Annotated in this window: 22 protein-coding genes; 14 read left to right on the plus strand and 8 right to left on the minus strand. The window is 46.5% G+C overall.

Translation table 11 applies throughout. The annotated features are described in order from the left end of the window. Nucleotides 1–40: 40 nt before the first annotated feature. Together K5Q92_RS16110 and K5Q92_RS16115 are read left to right on the plus strand one after the other, a co-directional pair. Nucleotides 41–2,209 (plus strand): S9 family peptidase, encoded by a 2,169-nt coding sequence (locus tag K5Q92_RS16110; protein WP_220769952.1) that lies wholly within the window; start codon nucleotides 41–43, stop codon nucleotides 2,207–2,209. Beyond that, entirely contained in the window at nucleotides 2,209–2,604 is a 396-nt protein-coding gene (locus K5Q92_RS16115) for a GIY-YIG nuclease family protein (RefSeq protein ID WP_220769953.1), read from the plus strand. Before K5Q92_RS16110 ends, K5Q92_RS16115 begins: the two co-directional genes overlap by 1 nt. A 76-nt stretch (nucleotides 2,605–2,680) precedes the next feature. Here K5Q92_RS16115 and lepB read toward each other — a convergent pair whose 3' ends face one another. Next, nucleotides 2,681–3,340 carry a signal peptidase I gene (gene lepB, locus K5Q92_RS16120; RefSeq protein WP_220769954.1) on the minus strand — a complete coding sequence of 220 codons (660 nt, stop codon included), beginning with the start codon at nucleotides 3,338–3,340 and terminating at the stop codon, nucleotides 2,681–2,683. Nucleotides 3,341–3,495: 155 nt separating this feature from the next. Further along, entirely contained in the window at nucleotides 3,496–4,251 is a 756-nt protein-coding gene (locus tag K5Q92_RS16125; protein ID WP_220769955.1) for a DUF4097 domain-containing protein, read from the minus strand. 597 nt (nucleotides 4,252–4,848) lie between these two features. Here K5Q92_RS16125 and K5Q92_RS16130 point away from each other — a divergent pair. Then, on the plus strand, nucleotides 4,849–5,652 hold the full coding sequence (locus tag K5Q92_RS16130) for a bifunctional 2-polyprenyl-6-hydroxyphenol methylase/3-demethylubiquinol 3-O-methyltransferase UbiG (RefSeq protein ID WP_220769956.1): 804 nt from the start codon (nucleotides 4,849–4,851) through the stop codon (nucleotides 5,650–5,652). A gap of 52 nt (nucleotides 5,653–5,704) precedes the next feature. Here K5Q92_RS16130 and K5Q92_RS16135 read toward each other — a convergent pair whose 3' ends face one another. The 6 genes from K5Q92_RS16135 to hslR form a co-directional block, all read right to left on the minus strand. Continuing rightward, on the minus strand, nucleotides 5,705–7,558 hold the full coding sequence (locus tag K5Q92_RS16135) for a M14 family metallopeptidase (protein WP_220769957.1): 1,854 nt from the start codon (nucleotides 7,556–7,558) through the stop codon (nucleotides 5,705–5,707). Nucleotides 7,559–7,798: 240 nt separating this feature from the next. Continuing rightward, on the minus strand, nucleotides 7,799–8,008 hold the full coding sequence (locus tag K5Q92_RS16140) for a helix-turn-helix transcriptional regulator (RefSeq protein WP_220769958.1): 210 nt from the start codon (nucleotides 8,006–8,008) through the stop codon (nucleotides 7,799–7,801). After that, nucleotides 8,005–8,427 (minus strand): hypothetical protein, encoded by a 423-nt coding sequence (locus tag K5Q92_RS16145; protein WP_220769959.1) that lies wholly within the window; start codon nucleotides 8,425–8,427, stop codon nucleotides 8,005–8,007. Before K5Q92_RS16145 ends, K5Q92_RS16140 begins: the two co-directional genes overlap by 4 nt. 328 nt (nucleotides 8,428–8,755) lie before the next feature. Beyond that, entirely contained in the window at nucleotides 8,756–10,297 is a 1,542-nt protein-coding gene (locus tag K5Q92_RS16150; RefSeq protein ID WP_220769983.1) for a phosphoenolpyruvate carboxykinase, read from the minus strand. A gap of 233 nt (nucleotides 10,298–10,530) precedes the next feature. After that, nucleotides 10,531–11,391, minus strand: a complete 861-nt coding sequence (gene hslO / locus K5Q92_RS16155; protein WP_220769984.1) for an Hsp33 family molecular chaperone HslO — start codon at nucleotides 11,389–11,391, stop codon at nucleotides 10,531–10,533. A gap of 28 nt (nucleotides 11,392–11,419) precedes the next feature. Further along, complete coding sequence (gene hslR / locus K5Q92_RS16160) at nucleotides 11,420–11,818, minus strand: ribosome-associated heat shock protein Hsp15 (RefSeq protein ID WP_220769960.1); 399 nt, start codon at nucleotides 11,816–11,818, stop codon at nucleotides 11,420–11,422. 273 nt (nucleotides 11,819–12,091) lie between these two features. On the opposite strand from hslR, the gene gspC reads away from it, so the two are divergent. The 11 genes from gspC to K5Q92_RS16215 all read left to right on the plus strand — a co-directional run bounded on the left by gspC (nucleotide 12,092) and on the right by K5Q92_RS16215 (nucleotide 22,935). Further along, on the plus strand, nucleotides 12,092–13,009 hold the full coding sequence (gspC, locus tag K5Q92_RS16165; protein WP_220769961.1) for a type II secretion system protein GspC: 918 nt from the start codon (nucleotides 12,092–12,094) through the stop codon (nucleotides 13,007–13,009). Nucleotides 13,010–13,090: 81 nt separating this feature from the next. After that, nucleotides 13,091–15,238 (plus strand): type II secretion system secretin GspD, encoded by a 2,148-nt coding sequence (gspD, locus tag K5Q92_RS16170; RefSeq protein WP_220769962.1) that lies wholly within the window; start codon nucleotides 13,091–13,093, stop codon nucleotides 15,236–15,238. Next, the gene (gene gspE / locus K5Q92_RS16175) at nucleotides 15,231–16,802 is read left to right on the plus strand and encodes a type II secretion system ATPase GspE (RefSeq protein WP_220769963.1); all 1,572 of its coding nucleotides are present in this window, start codon (nucleotides 15,231–15,233) and stop codon (nucleotides 16,800–16,802) included. Before gspD ends, gspE begins: the two co-directional genes overlap by 8 nt. 3 nt (nucleotides 16,803–16,805) lie before the next feature. Continuing rightward, nucleotides 16,806–18,029 carry a type II secretion system inner membrane protein GspF gene (gspF, locus tag K5Q92_RS16180; RefSeq protein WP_220769964.1) on the plus strand — a complete coding sequence of 408 codons (1,224 nt, stop codon included), beginning with the start codon at nucleotides 16,806–16,808 and terminating at the stop codon, nucleotides 18,027–18,029. Between the two features lie 65 nt (nucleotides 18,030–18,094). Then, nucleotides 18,095–18,529 (plus strand): type II secretion system major pseudopilin GspG, encoded by a 435-nt coding sequence (gspG, locus tag K5Q92_RS16185; RefSeq protein WP_028767563.1) that lies wholly within the window; start codon nucleotides 18,095–18,097, stop codon nucleotides 18,527–18,529. Continuing rightward, a complete protein-coding gene (gene gspH, locus K5Q92_RS16190) occupies nucleotides 18,492–19,124 on the plus strand; it encodes a type II secretion system minor pseudopilin GspH (protein ID WP_220769965.1) in 633 nt (210 codons plus the stop codon). The genes gspG and gspH overlap by 38 nt, the downstream gene beginning before the upstream one ends. Next, entirely contained in the window at nucleotides 19,121–19,498 is a 378-nt protein-coding gene (gene gspI, locus K5Q92_RS16195; protein WP_220769966.1) for a type II secretion system minor pseudopilin GspI, read from the plus strand. The genes gspH and gspI overlap by 4 nt, the downstream gene beginning before the upstream one ends. Next, on the plus strand, nucleotides 19,479–20,237 hold the full coding sequence (gspJ, locus tag K5Q92_RS16200) for a type II secretion system minor pseudopilin GspJ (RefSeq protein WP_220769967.1): 759 nt from the start codon (nucleotides 19,479–19,481) through the stop codon (nucleotides 20,235–20,237). Before gspI ends, gspJ begins: the two co-directional genes overlap by 20 nt. Before the next feature lie 2 nt (nucleotides 20,238–20,239). Next, complete coding sequence (gspK, locus tag K5Q92_RS16205; RefSeq protein WP_220769968.1) at nucleotides 20,240–21,220, plus strand: type II secretion system minor pseudopilin GspK; 981 nt, start codon at nucleotides 20,240–20,242, stop codon at nucleotides 21,218–21,220. A 46-nt stretch (nucleotides 21,221–21,266) separates the two neighbouring features. Then, nucleotides 21,267–22,457, plus strand: coding sequence for a type II secretion system protein GspL (gene gspL / locus K5Q92_RS16210; RefSeq protein WP_220769969.1), 1,191 nt, complete (start codon nucleotides 21,267–21,269; stop codon nucleotides 22,455–22,457). Between the two features lies 1 nt (nucleotide 22,458). Beyond that, nucleotides 22,459–22,935, plus strand: a complete 477-nt coding sequence (locus K5Q92_RS16215; protein ID WP_220769970.1) for a type II secretion system protein M — start codon at nucleotides 22,459–22,461, stop codon at nucleotides 22,933–22,935. Nucleotides 22,936–22,941 lie beyond the last annotated feature (6 nt).

Here is a 22,941-nt window from a genome sequence, read left to right on the forward strand (position 1 = left end):
GTACGGATGACTTCGATTAAGACTGCACAAGGAATGTTAGATGAAAATTGCCCCCCTTATACTGAGCGCTGTACTGCTATTTGGATGTAATAATATGACCACCACCCAAGCTGTTAAACCTCCTCAAGCCGATAAAATTCCGCATAGCATGACGCTCCATGGAGTGACGCGTGTCGACGATTATTACTGGATGCGCGATGACGAGCGCAAGGCTCCAAAAATTATCAGTCATTTAAATGCAGAAAACGCTTACACCAAACAAGAGTTCAAGCCATTTAACGACCTCAAGCAAGGTTTGTTTGATGAGCTAGTGGGGCGTCTAGATAAAGACGAGTCGAGTGTGCCTTATTTTTGGCATCAGCATTGGTATTACCGCTATTACAAACAGGGCTTTGAATACCCCATTATTGCCCGTAAAACCGCGCTAGAGAGTGACAGTGAACAAATTCTGCTGGATGTGAATGAACGTGCGGAGGGGAAAGACTTCTATGGTTTGGGCAGTGTGTCGGTGAGCCCAGATGAAACTAAGTTAGTGTTCGGCGAAGATCTGCTAAGTCGACGTATCTATACCCTGTACTTTAAAGACTTAACCTCAGGCGAGTTAATGAGCGATAAGCTTGAGGGGACCGATGGTGGCATCGTTTGGGCCAGTGACAATCAACACCTGTTCTATATCGCTAAAGATCCGAAGACACTGCTGGGCTATCGAGTGTTCCGCCACAAATTGGGGACGGCGCAATCGGAAGATGTACTGGTATATGAAGAGCAAGACGATGCCTTCTATATCAGCTTAGGTAAATCACTAGATGAATCGGTTATCGTCTTGCATGCTGAAAGCACCGTGACTAGCGAAGTCAATATGCTAGATGCGAACCAGCCCTTAGGCCAGTTTAAGCCTGTGCTACCTAGAGAGGAGGGGCATGAGTACTCAGTGTCTAAGTTAGGCGACAGCTATTACATTCTCACTAACTGGCAGGCGACCAACTTTCGTTTGATGAAGGTGGCTATCGCCCAAGCTGCAGATAAGAGTGCTTGGCAAGATGTTATTGCCCATGATCTTAACTCACGTATCGAAGATGTGTTGCTGCTGAGTGACTATATGGTAGTGCAAACCCGTGAGAGAGGCATTAGTCGTATACGTGTTTACCCACTTAATGGCCAAGCAGAGTTTGAATTGGCCTTTAATGATCCCGCTTACGTGGTTGGCTTCGATATTAACGCTAACCAGCGAAGCGATAAGCTTAGAATTTATTACTCTAGCCCAACAACGCCAGAGTCTGTGTATGAATATGTATTGGCTAAGCCAAACGAGCGTGAACTGCTTAAGCAAGAAAAGGTGCTAGGTGCATTTAATGCCGATGATTATCAGGCTGAGCGTCTGTTTATCGAGGCGCGTGACGGTAAAGAGGTTCCTGTGACCTTGGTCTATCGTAAAGACAGCTTTAATAAGGATGGCACCAATCCACTGTATCAATATGGCTATGGCTCATACGGCTATACCGTAGAGCCCGACTTTAGTTCATCGGTCTTGAGCCTGCTAGATCGCGGTGTGGTGTATGCTATCGCCCATGTGCGAGGTTCTGAGATGCTCGGCCGAGCATGGTATGACGATGGCCGAATGTTGAATAAGCAAAATAGCTTCAATGATTTTATCGATGTCACCAAGGCGCTAACTGAGCAAGGTTATGGTGCCAAAGATAAAGTTGTCGCCGCTGGTGGCAGTGCAGGCGGTCTGCTTATGGGTGGGGTGATAAATCAGGCGCCAGAGCGTTACTTTGCCGTGGCAGCCCACGTGCCTTTTGTAGATGTGGTGACCACCATGCTCGATGAGTCTATTCCATTGACCACGAACGAGTATGACGAGTGGGGGAACCCAAATGAAAAGGTCTATTTTGACTACATGCTCAGCTATGCCCCGTATGACAATGTCAGTGCGCAAGACTACCCACACCTGTTAGTAACTACAGGTTTACATGACTCTCAAGTGCAGTACTTTGAGCCTGCTAAATGGGTCGCCAAGCTACGTGAGGTTAAGACTGACGATAATATGCTGCTGTTCGATACAGACATGGAAGCAGGGCATGGTGGTAAGAGTGGCCGCTATCGCCAGTATGATGATACGGCGAAAGAGTATGCTTTCTTTATTGGCTTGTTAGGCTTAGATGGCGACAAGCAGCAAGGTACAATCACAGAGGCTGCTAGCCGTTAATGGCTGATATTGTTCAAATGCCGGAGTCGGTGAACAGCCTTGAGCCTGTAAGTAGCCCTGATCCTGTAACTAGCCCTGAGTTTACGAATTGCCCTGAAGGCTCTGAACTCACGAGCGCGCCAGAGTTTATAAAGGCTCAGCCGACTTGGTTTCTTTATATGGTGCGCTGTGCTAACGGTCACCTCTACACTGGGGTGACCACAGATGTGACTCGGCGTTTTGCCGAGCATCAGAGTGGCAGTGCTAAGTCGGCTAAATATCTACGAGGCAAGGGGCCACTGACCTTGGTCTACTCAGAAACTGTGGGCAGTCGTTCCGATGCACTCAAGCGTGAGATAGCGTTGAAGAAGTGGCCTAGATCCAAGAAGCTCGCCTTGATAGAAGGACAGGTCTAATAGAGACACTGGCGCAACGGTATCTTGTGCCAGTGCTATTGCTTCACTGTTATTTTTGGTAATTACGTTTTGCTATCTAATTCAAATATAGATCAGTGAAGAACCTGTCTTCACGGGGTAGATAGTAGTCTTCATAATCCAGTGAGAATGCGACTCTGGTGGCTTTACCTTTGAGTTCATCCCTAGGGATAAAACCATATACTCGTGAGTCGGCGCTATTGCGGCGGTTATCGCCCATAACCAGATAGTGCCCCTCGGGAACGGTTAGCGTGTCGAAGCTGCTTAACTGATCGCTGGCACCTGTTTCGATACGGATACTATGGATTAGACCATTGAGGTTTTCTGTGGCGATTAACTCTCGCCGATCACTCGTGACTAGTGAATAACCCAATGGCTTGCCATTAATAGACAGGACTTCATTATTTAAGCCGACTGTGTCGCCGGGTAGGCCAATAACACGTTTGATTAAGCGTTTCGTTGCCGCTTGTGATTCAAAAACGACAATTTCTCCGCGCTCTGGCTCACCCGTTGTCAGCAGCGATATTTGTGTAAATGGTAGCCGTAAGTCATAGGCCATCTTATCTACTACGATGCGGTCACCTTCTTTAATCGTCGGCTGCATTGAGCCTGTAGGTACTGTGTACCAGTCTGCGACGGCACTTCTAAAGACAGACATCAGTAGAATGAAGATGATAAGTTGCCTGTTCGTTTTGCAAATCTTCTTCAGTTTATCCATTAAGCCATTCCTGTGCTTATTCAGTGGGTGGGCAGGGCACTGCTGCGGTTAAACAATAAGGCTAGAATTGTCTATCTGCCAGCAGCGCCTGCGCCGGGAAGGTATTCACTCTATCTAAATACGTTAGATGTCGAAGCGTCTTTACCGTGACAGGTTTAGTGCATGCTTACTGCACCGTTAATGTTATCAACACTAAGGTCGCCTGAGCCGGACTCGATAATGCTTAAGCCAAGGGTGTTCTCGACATCGATATCACCGGAGCCATCGTCAATCACCACATGGCCATTGACGTTCTTAACGCTAAGATCGCCTGAACCATCATCGATATGGGTATCTCCACCAATACCTGACAGGGTAATAGAGCCCGAACCATCTTCTAGGGTGAGCTTGCCAGTGGTGTTGCTGACTTCTACTGAGCCAGAGCCATCCTGGATATTGAGGTCATTCCCGCCTTTAATCCAAACATCACCAGAACCATCATCAAGGGTAATGTTTGCCGATAGGCCTTTAATCTCTATGTCACCAGAGCCGTCATCGATATCTAGCATCATGCTGCTAGGGACTTGTATGTTGAGATCGATATAGGGGGAGCGCTGAAAGTTAATGTTGCTGTCGAACTCGGCAATCAATGTCGCTTTAGCGCCGTTTTGTTTGAGGCTGAGATTGCTTTCTATATCGCCATAGGTGTAGATATCGGCGGTAACCATGATCTGTGAAAGCCCATCGACACCTTGAATATTGAGATCTCCTGCGCCCGTTTCGGCGACCAAGGTTTCTATGTGAGTAGCATCAATCTGTAACTGTTTCTTTTGGTGGTTTAACGGGCCTGCGCCAGTACCGTTAACATTGATGATGCAGCCTGAGAGTGATACGGCGATAACGGTAGCAAGCAAAGTCGCGGTAGATTTCATGGGGTTACTTCCTTTTATTATTCTGATCTCAAGATCTAAGTGTCTTAAGAGTTAAGTGCAGGCTTAACAAAGCTGCTTTTATTGTTTATCCGTCAGAGAATAAGCAGTAACCATGCCAATAAGCTATCTAATTGTTTTAAATGTGTTATCTTTGTGTTGCTGCCTGTTTTTAGTGGTAAATTAGCTCACTTACTATGATGAAAACGCAACTATTAGCTAATTTACTCAATGGCTTGTCTGAAAATAATGCAGAACCTAGAACCTAGAACCTAGAACCTAGAGCCTAGAGCCTAGAACCTAGAACCTAGAACCTAGAACCTAGAGCCTAGAACCTAGAACCTAGAACCTAGAACCTAGAGCCTAGAACCTAGAACCTAGAACCTAGAGCCTAGAACCTAGAGCCTAGAGCCTAGAACCTCTAATACTCAAGCCTAGAGCCTAGAACCTCTAATACTCAAGCCTAGAGCCTAGAACTTCTAATACTCAAGCCTAGAACCTAGAACTTCTAATACTCAAGCCTAGAATCTGCTATTAATGCAAATGGCACATGAGCCTCGCCCTAGTGGTGACAGAAACAAATCATGTAGGGAAACAGAAATGGACTATTTATCGGTCAACCAGCAAGGTTGGGACAGACGTGTACAAACCCACGTGACATCAGATTTTTATGACGTTGCCGGTTTTTTAAAAGGCAACAGCTCGCTACAAGAGATTGAGTTAGCGCATCTTAATGTAGTGGGGAAAAGCTTACTTCATCTGCAATGTCACTTTGGACTCGACACCCTTTCATGGGCTCGCTTGGGGGCGGATGTGACCGGCGTGGATCTTTCCCCTGCGGCGATTACTCAGGCACGCAAACTTGCGGATCAGGCAGACTTGAAGGCTGAGTTTATTTGCAGCGATATCTATAGCGTGCCAGAGACTGTCAAGGCTGAATTTGAGCTGGTATTTACCTCCTACGGTGCGATTGTTTGGCTTCCAGACCTGGATAAGTGGGCACAGGTCATTGCGAACAAGCTGGTGGCTGGTGGACAGTTTTATATGGTGGAGTTCCATCCGGCGCAGGCGATATTTGAGGGGTATAGCTATTTTCATCAAGATGCGCCAGACGTAGAAGATGAAGTGACCTATACCGAGAATGCCAGTGATGATACCAACACCTTTATGAGTTGGTCACACTCGTTATCCGATGTGATTAATGCGCTGATCAAGGCCGGGTTAGAGATCAATTCTTTTGATGAGTTTGCTTTTAGCCCTTACAACTGTTTCGAGGGCTTAACTGAAGAAACTGTAGCGGTTGAATTGCCTTTAGCGACTGAGCAGCGAAAGCGTTATTTTATCGAACAAAAAGGGCAGCGTTTACCACTAACCTACGCAATATCCGCCACTAAAAAAGCGTAAAAAAAACAGCGCCAATTGGCGCTGTTTTTATGGTTTCCTTGTGGGTGTGAAATTAGTTACCTCGAAGCACTGGGTACTTTAGATATTGATTATCAAAGTAAGGGCTGCGTTCATAGAACCAGCGTAAACGTGCTCTTGGGTTGGCGGCAAACTCAGGATCTTTAAGTGCCTTATCAAACTCGGCTTGTAGTGCCGGATCATCCTTTAGCATCTTTGCTGCCAAGGGCTCTACCGCATAGTTTTCAATATATTCAGTACGGGTAAATATTGGATTAAAGAAGCCCCATTGGAACAGTGAATCCGGTGATTGTGGCTCAAGTAGTAAGATGGCAAGATCGCCTAAGGGCTGTTTAGTATCGATGCGAACCGTACCTGTAGGTAATTTTACATCGACAGCTTGGCTGGTCACTTCGGCCTTGACCTGTTGACGCCCTTCATAATCACTGTTGTTAAAGTTTGGGTTGGTAAATTGATATTGTTGTAGCTTAAGCTGAGTTGGCTTATCGAGTGTGGTCATACGTATGCCGTGAACACTCATACGCTTAATCACCTCTTGCCACTGGGGCGGAATATAATATGCGTCTGGGCGGTTCACTTTGATATCGGCCTGAGTACCACCAATCACTGGCAAGTTTGGGTACAGTTTAGGCTGGCCATTCCAACGCACAATCTCATTGCCACTAATTGCACTTTGCTCCAATGTGTAACCTATCCCCTTAAAGTCCCAGCCTTGAGCTTGCTGCTCTTGCTGCTCTTGCTGCCAAGTGAGTGTCACTCTTTGTGAGTAGCGATATTTGTCCTGTTTAATGGCAGATTTTAGCTTAGTGCTATCATCGGCTATGGCTTGAAGGCTAGATTCGAGCATGACATAGGTGCCGAGCACCCGTTGTTTAAATGGCTTTAAGCTATGATTTTCAATCAAAATTGTGGGTAGATGGCGGGCGTCACCATAACCGTTAGAGAAGCGCGGGCTGGCGTTCCATAGAGACATTCCCTTGCTGATGTCGGCATTGTCGATGGCAAACACTAATGGGCCTGGAATATGCCCCTGTTCAGATAGGGCTGACTCAATCCTTGGGCGATAGCTGTTTTCTAGCCAGTTGTATATTGATGGGCTTTTTCCCTGGGGTAAGTTGTAGCCAAAAGTCACATCATATTGATAGTCGATACCATCGGTAACATGGACATCAATATAGAGATCGGGCTGCCAAATATTGATAGCTCTTAGCATGTGCTGCATCTCTGGCGTGTCAGCTTTGGCATAATCACGGTTTAGATTCAGGTTTTGCGCTGTGGTGCGCCAGCCCATGTTAACCGGACCTCGCTGATTGACACGGTTATACTCACTTGAGCGTTCATGGCCATCAACACTGAAAATAGGTACAAACAATAGGTTGGCGTTATCAAGCAATCCTGACTTACCGTTAAACACCATGTCGCGTAGTAACATCATACCGGCGTCTTTGCCGTCAATCTCACCGGAATGGATCCCCGCCTGCACTAGCAAGGTTGGTTTACCATTACTTGCGAGTGCGGTTGCATTCTCCACTCCCTCTTTGGAGGCGACAATCATCCAGATCTCACGACCCTGAGGGCTCTTACCTATGCTCACTTTCTTAAGCATCTCGCTCTCGGCTATCAGTTTATCTAACCAGGCGAAGGTTTCATCATAACTGGGGCTGGTCTTAAGGCCGTTTTGCTCAAATGGTGTAGCCCACTTTGAATCGGCCGCCTGAATCAGAGATTCACTGCCACCGTGCCAAGAGATGATAGGCGGCAAAATCTCATCGTTGATATAGGTGTCTGCCAGTTGTGGCGTTGTTGTATCTGTTTGAGCTGCCGCGAGACAGTAGCCGCTGGTGCTGGCTGCCAATAAGGCGATGGCCGATAGAGAAGTTAAGCGCATGCTAGGGTACCCATTTTTTAAGCTATTTGAATTATTATTAGGCGGTTATCTTTCAATAAAACATCGATAAGTGCAACAGTACAACTGTTTCTAAATATGAGTTTAATTTGTTATCACTGGAGCGAACTTTGCCTGTTTGAAATGGGAGGTAGCGGTATATCTGTAGTGCCTTAGCTGACTGAATAGATCTAAGGTTTCAGAGTGAAACCTTAGATCTACATAATAGAGAGTGGTGCTTGCTTAGCTGATAACGGTTTCAGTTTCATCTTCAAAAATGGCTTCTATTGGCATCTCAAATAACCGAGCGACTTTAAAAGCTAAAGGCAAACTTGGGTCATATTTTCCCTTTTCGATTGCATTGATGGTTTGTCGTGAAACTTCTAGCTTTTCTGCCAAGTCGGCTTGAGTCCAGTCGCGCTCGGCACGGAGCACTTTTAGACGGTTTTTCATCGGTAACTGATCCTTCCTTTAATGATGCCTACGATATAGGTCAAAGCGATTAATACTATGAGATATGCCGCATTGAGAGGGGGCACAATAGCGTTATTTTCTAGTATTGAATAGCTGGAAAAGCTAATAATGGCGACCCCCACAGACAAAGCAAGTGCATCTAGTTGAACCTTGCGCTCCATCTCATCGAGCTGTACCAAAAAGTGGCGATAGGATGCCAACATGGCAATACCGAGAAGCGTGTGGATGCAGAATGCTAAGGTGATGAACAAGCCGCTGCTAAGCAATTCATTTTCACTTAAGAAGGTACTTATCATTAATGTGAGCGCCCAAAAGAGTGCAAGCAGATTAACTCGGTTGGCATTTTTCAGGTCGCGTTTTGGCAGACCTTTGGCACAGATGGCTTCGATGATCTTCATGGTAACAGTTCCTTATGTATGGCTTGTTTTTCACTTGAGCAATGTCAAGTAAGCTTGACTTATAACTTAGAGGTTAAAACTTGCCAAGTCAAGGGTGCTTTACTTAAAGTTTGCTTGTCTTTACATGGTGAGGAGAGCAAGCGTTGTGCTTACCTGATTTTTCTGACTGATTTATAAGTGCTTATTACATTTGTCCTCGGTAAAAAAAATCCCAGCATGGGCTGGGATTTTTATTCGCGAAGCTAATTTCGAATGTAATCTCTAAACGTGAGTTACGCTCAATGCTTAGCGCTTAGCGCTTAGCGCTTAGCCCTTAGCTATCATGCTTTTAAGCGTTAGGACCGGCATTCTTGATCGAATCAGGAACCTGATACTTCTCAAAATTAGCCTTAAAGCTATCGGCAAGATGCTGAGCAAACTCGGCATACTGAGCCTTATCTTCCCAAGTATTGATTGGGTTTAGTAGCTTGCTGTCTACGCCTGGAATGGCAACTGGTACATGAAGGTTTAGCTTCTCTAGATACTCAGTCTCCACATCTTTTAATTCGCCTGAGACGATGGCATCGACAATGGCACGAGTGGTAGGGATATCGAAGCGTTTACCAATACCGTGCGGGCCACCTGTCCAGCCAGTGTTGACTAAGTAAACCTGACTACCAAAAGACTCGATTCGCTTCATCAGTAGTTCGGCGTAAACACCCGCTGGGCGTGGGAAGAAAGGTGCGCCAAAACAGGTGGAAAAGGTCGATTGGATTGCTGCTGTCGACCCCATCTCGGTTGAGCCTACCTTCGCGGTATAGCCAGACAAGAAGTGATAAGCAGCCTGCTCTTTTGTCAGCTTAGATACCGGCGGTAATACGCCAGAAACGTCACAGGTTAGGAACACGACTGCATGTGGCTCTGCGCCGCAGTTATCCAGTTTACGCTGCGCGATATGTTCAAGCGGGTAAGCGGCACGGGTGTTTTCAGTTAGGCTTGAGTTTGTGTAGTCAGGAACGCGATTTTCATCAGTAACAACATTTTCAAGCACAGTGCCAAAGCGGATAGCATCCCAGATTACTGGCTCGTTCTTCTGACTTAGATCGATACATTTTGCGTAACAACCACCTTCGATGTTGAATACGCCGCCTGGGGCCCAGCCGTGCTCATCATCGCCGATTAGGAAACGCTTAGGATCGGCTGAGAGTGTTGTTTTGCCAGTTCCAGATAGGCCGAAGAACAGAGTGGTATCGCCGTCGCTGCCAACGTTAGCCGAGCAGTGCATGGGTAGCACGCCTTTAGCGGGAAGTAGGAAGTTTTGTACCGAGAACATCGACTTCTTCATTTCACCAGCATATTTAAGGCCAGCCAAAAGTACCTTGCGTTCGGCGAAGTTGATGATAACAGTTGCATCAGAGTGAGTACCGTCGCGCTCAGGATCACATTCAAACCCTGGTGCATTCATGATCTGCCATACGGGTTTGTCGGCTGCATTGAACTCTTCTGGCACGATGAATAGGTTGCGAGCAAATAGTTGATGCCAAGCATACTGAGTGGTGACTTTTACTGGCTGGTAGTGTTCTTTGCTTGCACCGACTTCGAGGTTCGATACAAACGTGTCTTTATCTGCTAGAAAAGCTTCTACTCGATTCCAAAGCGCGGTAAAGGCTTCGGCTTCGAAAGGCTTGTTGACTGGTCCCCATTCAATATCGGCTTCAGAGCTAGGCTCTTTGACAATAAAGCGATCATTAGGAGAACGACCTGAACGTTCACCAGTCTTTGCAACTAAAGCACCATTCGCGGTCAATTGACCTTCGCCGCGTGCTAACGCAAGCTCGACTAATTGGCCTGTAGAAAGGTTAAGGTACTCGCGGTTTGCTCCATCCGCCATAGGTAAGGTCTCCATCTGTGAGGTCATCATTAGGTGCTGATCTATCGTGCCAGCTTTTATTTAGGGGCGATTGTAACTTATGCGGATGTGAATATGTGTACTAGATCAAAAAAAATACCAAAAAGAGATATGAAAACACTTTTTCCAATGCTTTTCCGTGTTAATAAGCGAAATTTGAGCATAAAAAAGGCGCTCGATGAGCGCCTTCAATCTATCGTGTTCTGATCTACAAATTATTGGGTCACTTCACTGCTTGCTGCATTGGCATAGATAGCTTCAACATCGATTGAGTCAAAGATATATTTGTTGTTGCAGTACTCACAGCCCATCTCCACCTTGCCTTGCTCGGCGATGATCGCGTCGACTTCATCTTTTGATACGGTGCGGATAGCCTGAGCGCTACGCTCTTTAGAGCAAGTACACTTAAAGGTAATCTCAACCGGATCGAACAGACGCACTTCTTCTTCGTGATATAGACGATGTAGCACTTCTTCGGCTTGCAGTGTAAACAGCTCTTCTTGCTTAACGGTTTCAGTTAGCACAGATAGATGCTCGAAGTCTCCGTTGTGATTACCATCGGTTGGCAACACCTGTAAGAACATGCCGGCGGCTTGCTTAGTGTCTGCAAATAGCTTGATCTTAGTCGGCAGCTGCTCTGATTGCTCGAAGTAATCTTCTAAACATTCAGCTAATGTGTCTTTATCTAGTGCAACAACACCTTGGTAACGCTCACCGTCATCAGGTGTTAGGGTTATGACCATATAACCTTTGCCAAACATCTGCTTAAGGCTTGCGTCATCGCTAATATCACCATTCCAGCGCGATACGCCACGCAGCTGTTGCAGATTATTACCGTTGATCACCGCTAGCGATACCGGACCGTCACCTTGTAGCTGTACGCTAATATCACCGCTGAACTTCAAGGTTGCAGTCAATAATGAGGTTGCAGCCATTAGTTCGCCCAATAGTTTCTGGATAGCTAATGGGTATTCGTGTGCTGAAATTACTTCTTGGTAGCTATTTTTTAGCTGCACTAATTCGCCGCGAACGCTCGCGTTTTCGAATAAGTAACGATATAAATTATCTGTAGTCATCTCTGTGTTCATTCTGGGTTTCCAATTTTTAGCTTTCTTTAAAGCGCATAATTTGTCGACGTTGCTTCTTATCCGGCTTCTGATCAGGAGCGGGATTATTCAGAATATTCAGACGTCGTTGCTCAGCATAAGTCTCACGTTTGGCTATACTTTGCGGTGTCTCTTCATAAAGGGTTTGTGCTATCGACCCTTTTTGTCGGTATTCTGACAGTTTAGCGATGACAATTTCTTTTTCGTCATAGCCCTGTCTTAATCTGATGGTGGCACCTATCTCGGCATATTTGCTCGATTTTGTGCGTTGGCCGTTATAGTGTACTTTACCACCATTAATCATCTCTTTTGCGATGGCTCGCGTCTTATAAAAGCGCGCAGCCCAGAGCCATTTATCAAGCCTTACTTGAATGGCTTGTTGCTCGTTGTTATTCATGAGCGACTCCAGTGATTAGATTAATTTAAATTAAAATGCAGGGGGAAGCTCACAAGCTCAGCAGTAATATACAAATCTTTACTTTCTCGCTGGTAAAATAGTGGCAGGCTTCACACCCTTTTTAGGCGCGTAAAGTTAGCATATTCGGTCAATTATCGCCAACATTGCTGCTGTTATGGGCTTGTTGCCAAAAGCAGTGTAGGTTAGCATGAGTCAGGATTCGCTAAATTATTATAATCAGAACAGAGACCTGCACAGAGGGTCCACTTAAATATGGATTTATTAGATAAGTTTTTAACTAAGGCTGCTGGCGTGCCTCAAAAGCCTGTTAGCACAGCGATATTTAGCATAGGGCTATTGATCGCTCTGTATCTATTAGCGCAAATAACTTGGAAGTTAATTCCAGACGACTCAGCGACCGCTCGCTGGGTACCGACTCCTGTCACAAACACTTCCACTGGCCAAGTCAACGTTGTCGGCCTGCAACAACTGTCTCTTTTCGGTAAACCTGATGCGACTGGTGCCAAACCAAAGGCTGCACCTGTTGAAGAGATTATTACCGATGCACCTAAAACTTCACTTTCTATTCAGCTCACAGGTGTGGTGGCTTCGACTACCGAACAGAAAGGCTTAGCGGTGATCGCTTCGAGTGGCAGTCAAGATACTTACAGTTTAGGTGATAAGATCAGAGGCACATCGGCCTCACTTAAAGAGGTCTATGCAGACCGTATTATTATCACTAACAGCGGTCGTTATGAGACGTTGATGTTAGATGGTCTAGAATACAATACTAACGGTACGGCTAATCAACAGCTGCAAAAAGCGAAGAGTGTTTCTAAGGGTAAGACAATTGATAATCGCGAGAATCGCGCCGTGGCAGCTGAACTTAGTCAGTCTCGCGAAGAAATTTTAGCTGATCCAAGCAAGATTACCGATTATCTGTCGATATCTCCGGTAAAAAGTGGCGGAGAGCTGGCGGGTTATCGCCTCAATCCGGGGAAAGATCGGGAACTGTTTAAACAAGCTGGTTTCAAAGCAAATGATTTAGCAAAATCGATTAATGGTTATGACTTGACCGATATGGGGCAAGCATTAGAGGTCATGGCTCAGCTGCCAGAGATGACGGAAGTTGCTTTAATGGTCGAGCGTGATGGGCAACTGATAGAGATAATGTTTAGTCTGCCCGAGTAATCGCAGCAGGAAATAACAATAAAATTTGCAGTAATACGATTTAAATTTGCCGCAACGAAAGGGTTTAGGGGAAGTATAACAATGAATAATAAGCAGATTAGACGCAGACTAATCGCCGGTATGGTTATGGGGGCTTCATTGCTAGCACCTCAACTTGCTTGGTCTGAACAATATGCGGCTAACTTTAAAGGCACCGATATCCAAGAGTTTATCAACATTGTTGGTAAAAACTTGAATCGAACAATTATTGTCGACCCAACCGTTCGTGGCAAAATTAACGTCCGCAGTTACGACTTGCTTAACGACGAACAATATTACCAGTTCTTCCTCAACGTTTTGCAAGTCTACGGTTATGCCGTTGTCGAGATGGATAACAACATCATCAAGGTGATCAAAGATAAGGATGCTAAAACAGCGTCAATTCGTGTCGCAGATGATAATGCACCTGGGTTAGGTGACGAAATGGTTACCCGTATCGTTGCCCTCTACAACACCGAAGCTAAGCAGCTTGCCCCTCTGTTACGCCAGCTCAACGATAACGCCGGCGGCGGTAACGTCGTTAACTATGATCCTTCAAACGTATTGATGATCTCTGGCCGCGCAGCCGTAGTTAATAAGTTGGTCGAGATTGTCCGCCGCGTTGATAAGCAAGGTGATACAGCTGTGGAGGTGGTTAAGCTTGAGTACGCTTCAGCCGGTGAAATCGTCCGTATCATCGATACCCTTTATCGCTCTACAGCTAATCAGGCACAGATGCCGGGGCAGGCACCGAAAGTGGTTGCCGACGAGCGTACCAACGCGGTAGTGGTTAGTGGTGATGAAAAGAGCCGTGAGCGTGTAGTAAAGCTAATTAAAAACCTCGATGATGAACAGGCCAATACTGGTAATACCAAGGTCCGTTACCTGCGTTATGCGAAGGCGGAAGACTTAGTCGAAGTACTGACAGGTTTTGCTGAGCAACTTGTTGATGATAAAGGTGCGCCACAAGGTGGTGGTAGCAAGCGACGTAACGAAATTAATATCATGGCCCACACGGATACCAACGCTTTGGTTATCAGTGCTGAGCCAGATCAGATGCGCACCATTGAGAGCGTCATCAATCAGCTCGATATTCGTCGTGCACAGGTTTTAGTTGAAGCGATTATCGTCGAAGTGTCAGAAGGCGATGATGTTGGTTTTGGTGTGCAGTGGGCAACTGAAGCTGGCGGCGGTACTCAGTTTAATAACCTAGGTCCAACCATTGGTGAGATTGGCGCCGGTATCTGGCAGGCACAAGGTGAAGAAGGTTCTACCGTTTGTAATGATGGTACTTGTACCGAGAATCCTGATACCCGTGGTGACATTACCTTGCTTGCGCAAGCATTAGGTAAAGTTAATGGTATGGCATGGGGCGTGGCCATGGGTGACTTTGGCGCACTTATTCAAGCGGTTTCAAGCGATACCAAGTCAAACGTATTAGCAACACCATCAATTACTACCCTAGACAACCAAGAAGCGTCATTTATTGTGGGTGACGAAGTGCCGATTCTGACGGGTAGCCAAAACTCCAGCAACGGTAACAGTAACCCGTTCCAGACCGTTGAACGTAAAGAGGTCGGGGTTAAGCTTAAAGTGGTACCTCAGGTTAACGAAGGTAATGCGGTTAAGTTAACTATCGAGCAGGAAGTATCGGGTATTAATGGTAAAACCGGGGTCGACGTGACTTTCGCGACCCGCCGTTTAACCACAACGGTTATGGCAGACTCGGGTCAGATCGTAGTATTGGGCGGCCTGATCAACGAAGAAGTGCAAGAGTCGGTGCAGAAAGTACCTTTCTTAGGCGATATTCCGGTTATTGGCCACCTGTTTAAGTCTTCTTCGAGCGGTAAGAAAAAGAAGAACCTGATGGTGTTTATCAAGCCGACGATTATCCGTGATGGTATCACCATGGAAGGCATCGCTGGCCGTAAGTATAACTATTTCCGTGCATTGCAACTTGAACAGCAAGAGCGTGGCGTGAACCTGATGCCAAATGCTGAAGTGCCAGTCTTAGAGGAGTGGGATCAAGATGCATACTTGCCAGCAGATGTGAACGAAGTGCTCAACCGTTACAAAGAGGGTAAAGGTTTAGACACTAAAATGCGTGAGACAGATCCAGCGCTGAAGAGCATCTCCAATAGTAAAGATAGCGATGCCGCTGAAGCGGATAAGCAAAGCACCGGCACGGATAAAGATTCAAGCGATGAGTGATAATCAAATACCAGTCGATGAAGAGCTAGCACAAGTCTCGAGTGAGCTTGGGCTAGTGTCTGAGGAAGAAGCGGATCAAGTCTTTCATTCGAGTAGCAAAGAGCGACTACCGTTTGCCTTCGCACACCGTTTTAATGTTGCACTTGCTACCGATGATGAAGGCGAGTTGTCGCTATATCATACCCAAGGCACGCCACTGAGCGCGCTGCTTGAGGTACGTCGCTATTGTGGTAAAGAGCTGCCGCTGATCAAGCTAGAAGATGCAGCCTTTGAGGCGCGGTTGACTCAGGCTTATCAGGCGAACTCCTCTGAAGCGCAGCAGATGATGGAAGACATTGGCAACGAGATGGATCTGTTCACCCTTGCTGAAGAGCTACCGCAAACAGAAGATCTGCTCGAAGGCGATGATGATGCACCGATTATTAAGTTAATCAACGCACTCTTGTCTGAGGCGATCAAAGAGGAAGCCTCGGATATTCATATCGAAACTTACGAGAAGCAGTTGGTTGTGCGCTTCCGTGTCGATGGCATCTTAAAAGAAGTCCTCAAGCCTAATCGTAAGTTGTCATCTCTGTTAGTGTCACGTATTAAGGTTATGGCTCGTCTGGATATCGCAGAGAAACGTGTACCACAAGATGGACGTATTTCGCTGCGTATCGCTGGTCGTGCCGTTGACGTGCGTGTCTCTACAATGCCGTCGAGTCATGGTGAGCGAGTCGTTTTACGTCTATTAGACAAAAATGCCGGTAACCTAGATTTAGAACAACTAGGCATGACCGAGGCGGTGCGTCATCAATTTGATGAGCTGATCCGTAGACCCCACGGCATTATTTTGGTGACCGGTCCAACGGGGTCGGGTAAGAGTACCACCTTGTATGCGGGGCTTACAGAGATAAACTCGAAAGACACCAACATCCTAACCGTTGAAGACCCCATTGAATATGAACTTGAAGGCATAGGTCAGACTCAGGTTAACACTAAGGTCGATATGACGTTTGCCCGTGGTTTACGCGCTATTTTGCGTCAAGATCCAGATGTGGTGATGATCGGTGAGATTCGAGATCTTGAAACGGCGCAGATTGCGGTTCAAGCATCACTGACAGGTCATATGGTGATCTCTACACTGCATACCAATACGGCATCGGGTGCAATTACCCGTCTGCAAGATATGGGTGTTGAGCCTTTCCTTGTTTCATCCAGTCTACTTGGCGTGCTTGCTCAGCGCCTTATCCGTACCTTGTGCCCAAGCTGTAAAGAGGAGCACACACCGGATGACCGTGAAAGAGAGTTGTTAGGCATTAGTGCTGATGACCCACGTACGATTTTCCGTGCTAAGGGTTGCCAATCATGTGGCCATAATGGTTACCGCGGCCGTACTGGTATTCACGAGTTGTTGGTTGTCGACGATACCGTGCGTGAACTTATCCATACTGGTCGAGGTGAGCTGGCTATCGAGAAACACATACGTCAATCTGTGCCTAGCATACGTCATGATGGTATGAGTAAGGTGCTTGCGGGTAAAACTACCCTAGAAGAAGTGCTGCGTGTCACTCGAGAGGAGTAGGCCATGCCAGCATTTGAATACAAAGCGTTAGATAAAACCGGTAAGCAGAAAAAGGGTGTAGTCGAAGCGGATACAGCAAGGCACGCTCGGACCCAATTAAGAGAGCAGCGTTTGATGCCGCTGGAGATCACTCCAGTCGTTGAGAAAGAGAGTAAGGCGAAATCTGCCGGCTTTAGTTTTCTAAAGCGCGGTATCTCTACCGCTGAACTTGCGCTGATCACCCGTCAAATAGCAACCTTAGTAGCTGCCGGCCTACCCGTAGAAGAAGCATTAAAGGCCGTTGGTCAACAGTGTGAGAAAGATCGTTTAGCCAGCATGGTGATGGCGGTTCGTTCACGGGTGGTAGAAGGTTATAGCCTCGCCGATTCGATGGCCGAGTTCCCGCATATTTTCGATGAGCTATATCGCGCTATGGTGGCATCTGGCGAAAAGTCAGGTCACTTAGAAGTGGTGTTGAATCGTCTTGCCGATTACACCGAACGCCGCCAGCAGCTTAAGAGCAAAATGACTCAGGCGATGATCTACCCAATCGTATTGACCGTGGTGGCGATTGGCGTTATTGCCATCTTACTTGCTGCTGTCGTGCCGCAGGTTGTCGGTCAGTTTGAGCATATGGGGCAGGAGTTACCTTGGACGACGGAGCTATTGATAGCATCGTCCGACTTTATTCGCGATTACGGCCTGATTGTGCTCGCGGTTATTGTCGGCTTGTTCTTTATCGCTAAGCGTTTGCTGGTTTCTCCTAAAAACCGCATGAAATACGACAGCATGCTGCTACGTTTGCCTGTCATTAGCAAGGTGAGTAAAAGCCTCAATACGGCACGTTTTGCCCGTACTTTGAGTATTCTTACCGCCAGTTCCGTGCCTCTGCTCGATGCGATGCGCATAGCTAGTGACGTACTGGTTAACGTGAAGGTGAAGGCTGCGGTTGAGGATGCAACATTAAGAGTGCGAGAAGGTACGAGTTTGGGTACGGCACTAGCCAACACTAAACTTTTTCCGCCTATGATGCTCTATATGATTACCTCTGGTGAAAAGAGTGGCCAGCTCGAACAGATGCTTGAGCGAGCCGCCGATAATCAAGACCGAGAGTTTGAGTCAAACGTGACGATAGCTTTGGGGGTATTTGAACCTATGTTAGTTGTTAGTATGGCTGCAGTGGTTCTGTTTATTGTTCTTGCTATTTTGCAGCCGATTTTGGCGCTGAATAATATGATTAGTGGTTAATACTCACTTTCAGCTAACGCTATCTAGTGGCGGTGTGTGAGTTTTTTAGTTTAAGGAAGTAGTTAATGCAAACTCGTAATAAACAAAAAGGTTTTACCCTTTTAGAAGTGATGGTGGTTATCGTTATTTTAGGTATTTTGGCCTCTATGGTTGTACCTAACTTGATGGGTAACAAAGATAAAGCCGACCAACAGAAAGCGGTTTCAGATATCGTTGCATTAGAAAATGCCTTGGACATGTATAAGTTGGATAACAGTGTTTACCCAACGACAGAGCAAGGACTGGAAGCCTTAGTACAAAAGCCAACGATCTCTCCTGAGCCACGTAACTATCGTGCAGATGGTTATGTTAAACGTTTACCACAGGACCCTTGGCGTAACGATTACCTGCTATTGAGCCCTGGTGAAAACGGTAAATTAGATATCTTTAGTGCAGGTCCTGATGGTCAGCCAGGTACTGAAGATGATATTGGCAACTGGAATCTACAGAACTTCCAATAAGATGATCTTGCCGCGAGTTAAGTTAGCGCGCCAAACGGGCTTCACCTTAATGGAGGTGTTGCTCGTTGTTTTGCTTATGGGGCTAGCTGCAACAGCTGTCACTTTAGGCATGGGTGGGGCCAGCAAAGAGAAGGCGCTTGAGCGAACTGCGCAGCAATTTATGATGGCTACGGAAATGGTGCTTGATGAAACGGTCTTGAGCGGCCATTTCGTTGGCATTGTTATAGAAGATACCAGCTATAAATTTGTTTATTACGATGAAGGAAAATGGAAGCCTTTAGAGCAAGACAGATTGCTGGCCGAGCGTCAGATGGAACCCGGGGTCGAGATGGTATTGGTACTCGATGGCCTACCACTAGTGCAAGAAGATGAAGAGCAAGATTCCTGGTTCGATGAGCCGCTAATTGAAAAATCTGCGGATGAAAAAAAGAAATTCCCCGAGCCACAGATCATGTTGTTTCCTAGCGGTGAAATGAGTGCGTTTGAACTCTCTTTTGTTAGTAAAGATGAGATGCAGCAAGATATCGAAGTTGTTGTCTTTGGTGATGCTTTAGGGCGCTTAAGAATGGGCTTTGAAGATGAAGTGGTTCTATGACTAGGCCTCGTAAGCAAAGCGGCATGACCTTGTTGGAAGTGATTGTAGCCCTAGCGGTATTTTCTATCGCGGCTGTGTCAATCACTAAGAGCCTAGGTGAGCAGATCGCCAACATGCCGATTCTAGAAGAGCGCACCATGGCGCAGTGGGTGGCTCATAACCAGATGGTCGATGCCCGTTTAGAACCTAAATTTCCAGAACTTGGCCGTAAAGATGGGCAAGTAGAGCTAGCCAATAAAGATTGGTATTGGCGCAAAGAGGTCATTAAGACCACCGATGATAATTTTAGAATGATCCGCATTAGTATCAGTGATGATGAGCGATTTTCTCGCGTTATCGCCGAAGTGAGCAGCTATGTTCTCAAAGCAGACTAAAGCACTGCGGGGTTTTACCCTGCTAGAGATGCTGATCGCCATTGCCATTTTCGCGATGCTAGGCTTGGCAGCCAATACCGTGCTGAGTACCGTGATGAAAAACGATACCAGCACTCGAGACTTTGCCGCCAAACTCAAGGCGATGCAGCAAGGTTTTGGTGTTATCGAGCGTGACTTGAATCAGATGGTTGCGCGCACGCCAAGATTGTTAGAGGGTGGAAGAGGGACCACGGTCTTTCAGACAGGCAGTAATATGCTCGACTCGGAATCTGAGTCGTTAGTCTTTTTTCGTTTAGGCTGGCTCAACCCCGATGGTTTACTACCAAGAGGTAGCTTACAGTCGGTGGCTTATGTGGTGATGGAAGGGCAGTTGCAGCGTTGGTATTACCCCTATCCAGAGCCTGAGATTGGCGCCGAGCCGATTAAGACGGTGATCATGGATAAAGTGATCTCTGTCGAGTACGCGTTTTTCACCGATGACAAGTGGGAGCGTAAAACTGACGCCACCAAATTGCCTAAGGCGATCGCCATTGAAATTGAATTTGAAGATATTGGTAAAGTGCAGCGTAAGTTCTTAGTGCCGACAGGCGCCCTTGCTGGTAGCAATGATGACAGCAACAATGGCGGCAATAACAGTGGTGGCAATAATAATGGTGGTAACAACGGCGGCAATAACAATAACGGAAATAATAGCGGAAGCAATAATGGCGGTAATAATGGCAACGAGAAAGGTGAATAGAGATGCCTTCTAAGCAACGTGGTGTCGCCCTTATCGTCGTATTATTAATTGTGGCTATGGTAGCGATTATTGCCACCAATATAACGTCGCGTAACCAGCTGTCGGTTAGGCGCACCTTAAATATGGCGCAGTATGATCAGGCTTTTTGGTATGGGATTTCTGCCGAAGAGATTGCTAAAAAAGTACTGAAGCAAGACTTAGAAGACTCAGATACTGTGCACCTGCAGCAATATTGGGCGCAGGCCGATGTGGTATTTCCCGCTGAAAAGGGCGAGATTGCCGGTAAAATTAGCGATATGCGCGCGTGTTTTAACGTGAACTCGTTATCGGCGCCTAGTGAAAAAGTTGAGAATGGTCAGCCTAAGATGCCTTTGCCGGCGGTGCAATTTAAAGGGCTGCTAGTTGCATTAGGCATGGATGAGTTTGCTGCTGAACGATTGGCGCAAACGGCAAAAGATTATATCGATGAAGATCAGACTGCTGGGCCCTATGGCGCTGAAGATGCAGAATATGAGTCACGTAATGTGCCTTATCGCGCCGCAAATACATTGATGAGTCATAAGAGTGAGCTACGTGCTGTGATGGGCTTTACTCAAGATATTTACTTAAAGCTGGCGCCATATGTGTGTGCAATACCAGGCAACACCACTCAAGTATTAAACGTCAATACGGTACCTGTGGAGCAGGCGGCGTTAATTGCTGGTATGTTTGATAATAAGATTTCGGTGGGTGAGGCTGAAAGCATCATCAATCAACGCCCACTAGACGGTTATGACAAGATAGAAGAGTTTTGGGAAAACTCCTCCATCGCTTCATTAGCCAGTGATGCCAAGCTTAAGTCGAGCTTTGGCCTTACGAGTAAATATTTTTTACTCGAGGCTGGGGCAAAAGTCGATACCGCAGTATTTAGATTAGAAAGCGTGCTTTATGGCGATAGTAACAAATTAGAAGTGTTATCCCGCCAATTTGGTGGGCAAAAATAACAACGGTCCTTTAAACGAGCTTAAAGAGACTTGTGGAGACAGATCAGTGAGTGAAAGACTATTCATCCGCTTAGGGCAAACCGCCGAGCAACCCTGCTCTTGGCTGGTTTGGTCTGAGCAGGAACAAGAAATTATAGGTTCTGGTGAGCTTAGCGACGCCAGTGCTCTATCGACTCTTACTGAAAGAGCGGGTAATCGCGCGGTTGATATACTAGTACCCGCTTCAAGCATTACGTTAACCCAAGTAGAGCTACCAGAGAAGAGTCAGCGCCAAGCGGTTAAAGCATTGCCATTTATGCTGGAAGAGAACCTTGCCCAAAATGTGGATGAATTGCATTTTGTCACAGGTCCCCGCAGTGGTGACTTGCTCAGTATTGCTGTGGTTGCTCATGAGCAGATGCAGGCGTGGATCGAATGGCTTTCTGATGCAGGGCTGAAGGCAAAGTCTATCGTACCAGATTGTTTAGCGCTGCCTTTGGCTGAATGTGACTGGGCTGCGATGAGTTTTGGCAAAGAGATCTTGTTACGTACTGGTGAAGGAAGCGGTGTGAGCTTAAGCCAGAGTTGGCTAGATGTCGCTTTACCGCAGTTGATTGGCAATGAAGATGCAGCAACGACAGTGGCGGGTTATACCGAGCTGCAACTTGCTGGTACTGAAGTCAAAGTACAGCCGCTTGACCTGCCAATGTTAGTGTTGGCTAAAGGCGTGTTGAATGCACCTATGAATTTGCTTTCTGGTATTTATAAACCGAAGAAAGAGTATGGTAAGCATCTAACCCTGTGGCGTAACGCCGCTATCGCATTTGCAGTCGTTATCGTCTTAGCACTGGTAAATAAGGGGCTCAATATTCATCAGATGAATAGCGAGGCTGATCAGTTAAAGGCCCAGAGTGAACAGATCTATAAGCAAGTGGTACCTGGCAGCTCACGAGTGGTGAACCTGCGCTCTCAGATGGAAAGTTATGTTCGCACACTTCAAGGTGGCGGCAGTGGCAGTGAATTTTTTGTCATGCTTAGTGGTATGCAAGAAGCTTTTGCTCAAGTGCCAGAACTTAAGCCGACTACGTTACGTTTTGATAGCAACCGTAATGAAATTCGTATGCAGGTAACGGCCAAAAATTATGAACAAATTGAGAAGTTCAAAGAGATCATTTCGCGCTCTTACAAGCTTGATGGTGGTGCCATGAACAGCGGTGAATCTCAAGTCACCAGCACCTTAACCATAAGGAGCAAATAAGATGGAAAACTTTAAAGCTTGGTGGAACGGACTGGTTCTTCGCGAACAACAGATGGTTGCCGCCTGTGGTGTGGTATTAGTCATAGGTATCTTGTATTGGGGGATCTGGACGCCCATCGCTAATGCTGAAGACGAGGCGAAACGTAACCTCGATGGCCAACAAAGCACCTTGAACTATGTTAAACAGACCGCTAACCGTATTGCAGGACTTAAGCAGAGCGGCGGTAGCAATGCTTTTAGAGGTAGTTTAAGTGCCGCTGTGAACCAAACCGCAGGCGCGTTCGGTTTGACGATTACCCGTATGCAGCCTCAAGGTAATAAGATCCAAGTTTGGATGGATGAAGTACCGTTTGATACCCTGTTGAACTACTTGAATGAATTGGTGCAAAACAAGGGGTTGTCATTAGAGAGTTTAGACTTAGCCGAGTCTGATACTCCTGGTTACGTTAATGTTCGTCGTATTCAGCTATCTAAATAAGGTGTT

The organism is Shewanella sp. MBTL60-007 (genome assembly GCF_019654915.1).
Classification (GTDB): domain Bacteria; phylum Pseudomonadota; class Gammaproteobacteria; order Enterobacterales; family Shewanellaceae; genus Shewanella.